This is a genomic window from Cellulomonas sp., assembly GCF_035634735.1.
Taxonomy (GTDB): domain Bacteria; phylum Actinomycetota; class Actinomycetes; order Actinomycetales; family Cellulomonadaceae; genus Cellulomonas.
The window spans coordinates 1-7,856 of sequence record NZ_DASQCJ010000224.1 but is presented as its reverse complement, the minus strand read 5'-3'; the positions used below and the strand labels follow the sequence as shown (position 1 = coordinate 7,856).

Annotated in this window: 8 protein-coding genes; 2 read left to right on the top strand and 6 right to left on the bottom strand. The window is 74.4% G+C overall.

From position 1 onward, the window contains the following. The 3 genes from VER05_RS18110 to VER05_RS18100 all read right to left on the bottom strand — a co-directional run. Positions 1-709, bottom strand: a 709-nt coding sequence (locus tag VER05_RS18110) for a phosphate ABC transporter substrate-binding protein PstS (protein WP_324846706.1), incomplete at its 3' end; no start/stop codon positions are given. 164 nt (positions 710-873) lie between these two features. Continuing rightward, positions 874-1,593 (bottom strand): response regulator transcription factor, encoded by a 720-nt coding sequence (locus tag VER05_RS18105; RefSeq protein ID WP_324846705.1) that lies wholly within the window; start codon positions 1,591-1,593, stop codon positions 874-876. Between the two features lie 4 nt (positions 1,594-1,597). Next, on the bottom strand, positions 1,598-2,842 hold the full coding sequence (locus VER05_RS18100; RefSeq protein ID WP_324846704.1) for a sensor histidine kinase: 1,245 nt from the start codon (positions 2,840-2,842) through the stop codon (positions 1,598-1,600). A gap of 208 nt (positions 2,843-3,050) precedes the next feature. On the opposite strand from VER05_RS18100, the gene phoU reads away from it, so the two are divergent. Next, positions 3,051-3,713, top strand: a complete 663-nt coding sequence (phoU, locus tag VER05_RS18095) for a phosphate signaling complex protein PhoU (protein ID WP_324846703.1) — start codon at positions 3,051-3,053, stop codon at positions 3,711-3,713. Between the two features lie 84 nt (positions 3,714-3,797). On the opposite strand, the gene VER05_RS18090 is transcribed toward phoU, so the two are convergent. After that, positions 3,798-4,538 carry a phosphoglyceromutase gene (locus VER05_RS18090; protein ID WP_324846702.1) on the bottom strand — a complete coding sequence of 247 codons (741 nt, stop codon included), beginning with the start codon at positions 4,536-4,538 and terminating at the stop codon, positions 3,798-3,800. Between the two features lie 89 nt (positions 4,539-4,627). Between VER05_RS18090 and VER05_RS18085 the strand changes: the two genes are divergently transcribed. Beyond that, on the top strand, positions 4,628-5,068 hold the full coding sequence (locus tag VER05_RS18085) for a nitroreductase family deazaflavin-dependent oxidoreductase (protein ID WP_324846701.1): 441 nt from the start codon (positions 4,628-4,630) through the stop codon (positions 5,066-5,068). Positions 5,069-5,072: 4 nt separating this feature from the next. Here VER05_RS18085 and mshA read toward each other — a convergent pair whose 3' ends face one another. Further along, positions 5,073-6,377: a D-inositol-3-phosphate glycosyltransferase gene (gene mshA, locus VER05_RS18080; protein ID WP_414647654.1), complete on the bottom strand. Its 1,305-nt coding sequence runs from the start codon at positions 6,375-6,377 to the stop codon at positions 5,073-5,075. Positions 6,378-6,456: 79 nt separating this feature from the next. Further along, positions 6,457-7,856, bottom strand: a 1,400-nt coding sequence (locus VER05_RS18075; RefSeq protein ID WP_324846700.1) for a sugar porter family MFS transporter, incomplete at its 5' end; no start/stop codon positions are given.

The window sequence follows — 7,856 nt, the reverse complement described above, 5'->3', positions numbered from 1 at the left end:
CCTGGACGGTCTGGATCAGGCCGGAGGTGCCCTGGCCGGACTCGCCGCCCTCGATCGCCCAGTCGCCCGAGGCCTCGGCCGTCCAGGCGCCGTTGCCGGCCTTCGCCAGGTAGTCGGTGAAGTTCTTCGTGGTGCCCGACTCGTCGGAGCGGTGCACCGTGGTGATCGCCAGGTCCGGCAGCGTCACGTCCGGGTTCGCCTCGGCGATGGCCGGGTCGTTCCAGTTCGTGATCGTGTTGTTGAAGATGTTCGCGATCGTCTCGGCCGACAGGTTCAGCTCGGAGACGCCCTCGAGGTTGAAGACGACGGCGATCGGGGAGATGTAGACCGGCAGGTCCACGGCGTTCGCGCCGAAGCAGCGCTCCTGCGCCTGGGCCAGCTCGTCCTCCTCCAGCGCGGAGTCGGTGCCCGCGAACTTCACGGAGCCGTCGAGGAACGCGGTGCGGCCACCGCCGGAGCCGACCGGGTCGTACGAGACGGTGACGTCGGGGTTCGCGTTCTGGAACCCGGCGCGCCAGGCCTCCATCGCGGACTCCTGCGACGAGGCGCCCGAGCCGGCGAGCTCACCCGAGAGGGAGCTGGCCGAGGCGTCGGAGCCGCCGGAGGTCTCGGCGGCGCCCGTCGGGTTGTCCGAACCACATGCCGTGAGGGAGAGGGCGACGACGCCGGCGAGGGCGAGGGCACCCGTACGACCGCGGTTGAGCTTCACAGTGTTGTCCGTCCTGTCGTGACGCGGCGCGCACCCGTCTGTGCGCGACCTGGCGCCGACGCTAGGGAGCGCAGGTGACCAGGCTCCCGTAGCCGGGTGAACGCACGGTGAACGAGCGGACAATCCTGGCGCGGGCCCGCGTGGCGCGCGTCACGACCGGCCGGTCAGGCCGGCTCGTCGTCCAGCAGCTTGTAGCCGAGGCCGCGCACCGTGACCAGGAGCGTGGGGTTGCCCGGGTCCGGCTCGATCTTGGCGCGCACCCGCTTCACGTGCAAGTCCAGGGTCTTGGTGTCGCCGACGTAGTCGGTCCCCCACACCCGGTCGATCAGCTGGCCGCGGGTGAGCACCCGGCCGGCGTTGCGCAGCAGCAGCTCGAGCAGCTCGAACTCCTTGAGCGGGAACGCCACCGGCTGGTCGTCGACCGTGACGGTGTGCCGCTCGACGTCCATCCGGACCCGGCCGGCGGCGAGCACGCCGTCGTCCTCGGGCTCGTCGTCGGCGGCCGCCCCGCCCCCCGCCGGCGCCTGGCGGCGGCGGAGCACCGCGCGCACCCGGGCCAGCAGCTCGCGCGAGGAGTACGGCTTGGTGACGTAGTCGTCCGCGCCGAGCTCCAGCCCGACCACCTTGTCGATCTCGCCGTCCTTGGCGGTCAGCATGATGACCGGGACGTCGCTGCGCTGCCGGATCCGCCGGCACACCTCGGTGCCGGACAGGCCGGGGAGCATGAGGTCGAGCAGCACGAGGTCCGCGCCCTCGGCCTCGAACGCCTCGACGGCCTCGATCCCGGTGGCGGCGGTGGTGACCTGGAACCCCTCGCGGCCGAGCAGGTACGCCAGCGGGTCGCGGTAGGACTCCTCGTCCTCGACGAGCAGGATGCGGGTCACGGGGTCAGGCCTCCGGTGCGGTGTCGGGGTGGGCGGCGGCGGCGCGCGGGGCGTCCGGGCCGGGTCGGTCGGGGACGACGAGGGGCCGCGGGCGGTCGTCCGCGGTGGCCGAGGGCGGTTGGCCGACGGCGACCGGCAGCCGCAGGGTGAACGTGGAGCCGCGGCCGGGCTGCGACCAGACCTGGACGTCGCCGCCGTGGTCGGCCGCGACGTGCTTGACGATCGACAGGCCGAGGCCGGTGCCGCCGGTCTCGCGGCTGCGGGCGGGGTCGACGCGGTAGAACCGCTCGAACACCCGGTCCTGCTCCTCGGGCGAGATGCCGATGCCCTGGTCGACGACGGCGATCTCCACCAGGCCGTCGCGGGTCCGCACGCCGACGCCGACGGTGGTGCCGGCCGGCGAGTAGCGCACCGCGTTGTCCAGCAGGTTGCGCACCGCCTGGACCAGCATCGTGGGGTCGCCGAACACCCGGGCGCCGCGCTCCCCGCCGACCTGGAAGCCCATGTCCTTCGACGCCGCGCCGGTGCGCGCGCGGTCGACCGACTCGGCCACCACGGCGTCGACGTCCACGACGGCGATGTCCTTCAGCGCGCCGGCCACCTGCAGCCGGGAGAGCTCGAGGATCTCGTGCACCAGCTCGGACAGCCGGTGCGCCTCGCCCACCATGCGGCCGGCGAACCGGCGGACGGCCTCGGGGTCGTCCGCGGCGTCCTGCACGGTCTCGGCCAGCAGCGACAGCGCGCCGACCGGGGTCTTGAGCTCGTGGGAGACGTTGACGACGAAGTCGCGGCGGATGGCCTCGAGCCGGCGCGCCTGGGTGTTGTCCTCGGCGAGCACGAGCAGCAGGCCCGGGCCGACCTGGGCGACCCGGACCTGGAGCATCACGGTGCCGGGGCCGACCGGCCCGCGCGGCAGCTCCAGCTCCTCGTCCCGGATCAGCCCGGTGCGGCGGACGTCGGCGATCAGCTCGCGCACGGCGGCGTGCACGACCATGCCGTCCCGGACGACGCCGAGCGCGAAGGCCGGCGGGCTCGCCCGGACGACCCGGTCGTCGTCGTCCAGCACGACCGCGGCCGAGCGCAGCACCGCGAGCGTCCGGACCACGCCGTCGTCGACCTCGGGCTCCGGGCGCGGCGGGGCGCTGTGCTGGGCGCGCTCGCTGAACCGGAACGCCAGCGTCGCCCCGATGCCGGTGAGCAGACCCAGCACGCCCACGAGCAGCGCGCCGAGACCGTTGAGACCCTCCACGGCGCCAGCGTACGGTCGTCGTGGGCGTGCCACGGACCGGCACGGCCGCGCCCCGGCACCGACGGGCGGAGTGTTCATCTCCGTTCACCGCGCGGCGGCCTGCCGTTCACCGGCGCGTTCACCGGAGCGTGCGACCGTGGGTGGCCGGGACCAGACTGGTGCACCCACGCACGCCCGCGCGCGGACCGCGCGCGAACGAGAGGAAGCCATGCGGGAGATCTTCGAGGCCGAGCTCAAGCAGCTCGGGGACGACCTGGTGGCGATGAGCCGCCGGGTCGAGCACGCGATCGGGGCCGCCGGTGAGGCGCTGCTCCGGCAGGACCTGGCCCTCGCCGAGTCGGTGATCGCGGACGACCTCGCCATCGACGCGCTGGAGCGCGACCTCGACGAGCGCTGCGTCCTGCTGCTCGCCCAGCAGCAGCCGGTCGCCACCGACCTGCGGGTCGTCGTGTCCGCGCTGCGGATGAGCGCGACGCTCGAGCGGATGGGCGACCTGGCCCGGCACGTGGCCCAGGTGGCCCGCGGCCGGTACCCGAACGCCGCGATCGACCCGGCGCTGACCGGCGTGTTCACCGAGATGAACGAGGCCGCGCGCCGCGTCGCCCAGCGCACCACCCAGGTGCTGAGCTCGCACGACCTCACCGAGGCCGAGGGCATCGAGCGCGACGACGACCTGCTGGACTCGCTGCACGAGGAGACGTTCCGCGTGCTGCTCGGCCCGTCGTGGTCCGGCACCGCGCAGCAGACGGTCGACGTCACGCTGCTCGGCCGGTACTACGAGCGGTTCGGCGACCACGCCGTGTCGGTCGCGCGCCGCATCGTGTACCTGGTCACCGGCGAGTTCGCGGGCGACACCACCGGCACCCGCTGACCCCGGCACGACGGAGGGGCCCGGTCCGACATCGCGTCGGACCGGGCCCCTCCGTCGTGCTGCGGCGTCGGCGCGCCGCGCGGCTCAGCGGCCCTGGTTGGCGACCGCGGCGATCGCCTCGGCGGCGGCGTCGGGGTCGAGGTAGGTGCCGCCCGGGTTGGTCGGCTTCAGCGTCTCCTCGTCCAGGTGGTAGACGAGCGGGATGCCGGTCGGGATGTTGATCCCGGCGATCGTCGCGTCGTCCACGTCGTCGAGGTACTTGACGATCGCGCGGATCGAGTTGCCGTGCGCGGCCACGAGGGTCGTCCTGCCGGCCTTCAGGTCGGGCACGATCTCGGCGTCCCAGTACGGCAGGGCGCGGTCGAGCACCTGCTTGAGCGCCTCGGCGCGCGGGATCGGCTCGCCGGCGTAGCGGGGGTCGGAGTCCTGCGAGAACTCCGAGCCGAGCTCGATGTCCGGCGGCGGGACGTCGTAGGAGCGACGCCAGAGCATGAACTGCTCCTCGCCGTACTCCTGGAGGGTCTGCTTCTTGTCCTTGCCCTGCAGCGCGCCGTAGTGGCGCTCGTTCAGGCGCCACGAGCGCTTGACCGGGATCCACAGGCGGTCGGCGGCGTCGAGCGCGTAGTTCGCGGTCGTGATGGCGCGGCGCAGCAGCGACGTGTGCACGACGTCCGGCAGCACGCCGGCGTCCGTGAGCAGCGTCCCGCCGCGCTTGGCCTCCGCGACGCCCTTCTCGGACAGCGCGACGTCGACCCAGCCGGTGAACAGGTTCTTCGCGTTCCATTCGCTCTCGCCGTGGCGGAGCAGAACGAGGGTGTAGGTCATGGGTCCCATCCTGCCGCACGCGGCGCTCGGGCGTCGGGGGACGTTCGGCCCGCGGAACACCGCCGCCCCCGCGCGGCGTTGCAGCCGGTATGCCGATCACCGGGGAGTACCAGCCCAGCACCGACGAGCGCTCGCGCGACCAGGTCGCGCTCTACGAGAGCTCCGGCGGGACGGAGGGCACGACGCTGCGCGGGATGCCCGTCGTCGTCGTGACGATGCTCGGCGCGAGGTCGGGCAAGGTCCGCAAGATCCCGGTCATGCGGGTCGAGCACGACGGCGTGTACGCGGTGGTCGCCTCGCTCGGCGGCGCCCCGACGCACCCGGTCTGGTACCACAACCTGCTGGCGCACCCGCTGGTCGAGCTGCAGGACGGGCCGGCGAAGGCCGACTATGCCGTGCGCGAGGTCACCGGCGCCGAGCGCGAGCTGTGGTGGGCGCGGGCGGTCGAGGCGTACCCCGACTACGCGGACTACCAGACCCGCACGTCGCGGGTGATCCCGGTCCTGGTCCTGGAGCCGGTCGGCGCCTGACGGCTCAGACCGCCACGCGCGCGCGGCGCTCGGCGGCCAGGGCGTAGACCTTGAGCACCTGCTCGGCGGTCGCGTCCCAGCCGTACTGCTCGGCCACCCGCCGGGCGCCCGCGCGCCACGTCGTGCGCGACGCCGGGTCCGCGAGCGCCGTCGCCAGCGCGTCGGCCCACACGGCCGGGTCGTGCCCGCGGACCTGCCGGCCGGACACCCCGTCCTGCACGACGGAGCGCAGCCCGCCGACCGCGGAGGCGACGACGGGCGTGCCCGCCGCCTGCGCCTCGACGGCCACCAGCCCGAACGACTCGCTGCGCGAGGGCACGGCCACCAGGTCGGCCGCGGCGAACCACCGGGCGAGCTCGGCGCGCGCGACCGGCGGGTGGAACCGCACGTCGTCGGCCACCCCGGAGGCCGCGGCGAGGGCCTGCAGCTCGGTCAGCGCGGTCGCCCGGCCGCTCGGGCCGCCGAGCACCACCAGCAGCGGCGCGGGCCGGCCCGTCGCGCGGAGCACGCCCACCGCCCGGACCAGCACGTCGGGCGCCTTGAGCGGCTGCACCCGGCCGGCGAACACCACGACGTCCCGGTCGACGGGCAGCCCGAGGTCCCGGCGCAGCGCGGCGCGGTCGGCGCGCGGGCGGAACGTGCTGAGGTCGACGCCCGGCGCGACGACGTGCACCCGCTCCGGGTCGGCGTCGTACATGCCGACGAGGTCCTGGCCCTCCTCCGCGGTGCTCGCCACCAGGGCGTCGGCGGCCGCGACCACCTGCTCCTCGCCGATCACCCGGGTGGCCGGCTCGGGGCTGTCGCCCGGCGCGAGCGCGGCGTTCTTGACCCGGGCCATCGTGTGCATGGTGTGCACCAGCGGCACGTCCCAGCGCTCCGCGGCGAGCCAGCCGACCTGCCCGGACAGCCAGTAGTGGCTGTGCAGCACGTCGAACCAGCCGGCCGGCCGGGCGGCGCCGACCCGGAGCACGCCCGCGGTCACGGCGCAGAGCTGCCCGGGCAGGTCGTTCTTGTCCAGGCCCTCGTACGGGCCCGCCGGCACGTGGTGCACGAGCACCCGGTCGTCGTCCTCGTCGAGGTGCACCGACTCCGGCAGCGCCGACGAGGTGGCGCGGGTGAAGACCTCGACCTCGGCGCCGCGACGGGCGAGCGCGCGGGCGAGCTCGGCGATGTAGACGTTCATGCCGCCCGCGTCGCCCGTGCCCGGCTGGTCCCGGGGCGAGGTGTGCACGGACAGCATGGCGATGCGCTGCGGCTCGTGCGGCACGACGGGGCTCCGGGGGGACGGGAACGGACGGACTCCCCCCATTGTCGGCCATCCCCGGGGGTACGCACCGCGTGACGCCGACCACCCGGGTGGGATCCGCGGGGTCGTGGGGTACCCGGCGTCAGGGCCGCGCGGCCCGGAAGTCCTCCTCCAGCTGCTCGAGCGACCGGTCCCGCGTCTCGGGCAGCACGAACCGCACGAACAGCCAGGACAGGACGTTCAGCGCCGCGAACAGCAGGAACGTCCCGTTGACCCCGATCCCGGCGACGACGGACGGGAAGAACCCGGAGATGACCGCGTTCGCCGCCCAGTTCCAGAACACGCACAGCCCGATGGCGAACCCGCGCACCCGCAGCGGGAACAGCTCCGCCAGGATCACCCAGCAGACCAGCCCCACGGACGACTGGTTGAAGCCCACGAACAGCACCAGGAACACCGTGACGGCCACCGACCGGCCGGTGCCCTCGGGGATCGCCGCCGAGCACAGGGCGATCAGCAGGTGCGACGCGATGATGCCGGTCAGGCCGACCAGCAGCAGGCCGCGCCGGGTGACCCGGTTGATCACGCGCAGGCCGATCAGCATGCCCAGCACCGAGAACACGCCGTTCAGCACGTTCGCGACCAGGGCCACGTCCCCGCTGAACCCGGACTGCCGGAGCAGCTGGGTGCCGTAGTACATCACCGCGTTGATGCCGCCGAGCTGGTTCACGACGGCCACGCCGACGCCGATCAGCACCAGCCGGCGCACCCAGGCGAGCCGCAGCTCCGCCCAGCCGCCCTGCCCGCGCGCGGCGTCGGCGCGCTCGTGGGTGACCAGCTCGCGGACCTCGCGCAGCTCCGCCGCCGCCCGGCCGGGGTCGCGCACCTGGCGGAGCACCGCGAGCGCCTCGTCCTCCCGGCCGCGGGACAGCAGCCAGCGCGGGGACTCGGGCATCCGGAGCATCCCGGCGAACAGCGCCACCGCGGGCACGGCCTGCACCGCGAGCATGTACCGCCAGACGCCGGGGTGGTCCGACCACACGGTGCCGATGACCGCGTTGATGACGAACGCGGCCAGCTGCCCGACGACGATCGCGATCTCGTTGCGCCCGGTGATCGCGCCGCGGCGCTCGGTGGGCGCGAGCTCGGCGAGGTAGACGGGCACCGTCACCGACGCGCCGCCGACCGCCAGGCCGAGCACGAACCGGGTCGCGGCCATCACCTCGAACGACGGCGCGACGACGCTGCCGAGCGCTCCGACGAAGAACACCACCGCGAGCGCGACCAGCGTGCGCCGCCGGCCGACCCGGTCCGCGAGCCGGCCGCAGAGCAGCGCGCCGATCGCCGCGCCGACCAGCAGGCTGCTGGTGACCAGTCCCTCGGTCGCGGGGGTGAGCCCGAGGTCGGCGACCATCGGGTCCAGGGCGCCGTTGATGACGCCGGTGTCGTAGCCGAACAGCAGGCCGCCGAAGGTCGCGACGACCGTGATGACGTCGAGCCGGCGCAGGTGCGGGCCGGGCAGCAGCGGCGGGAGGGCGCGCG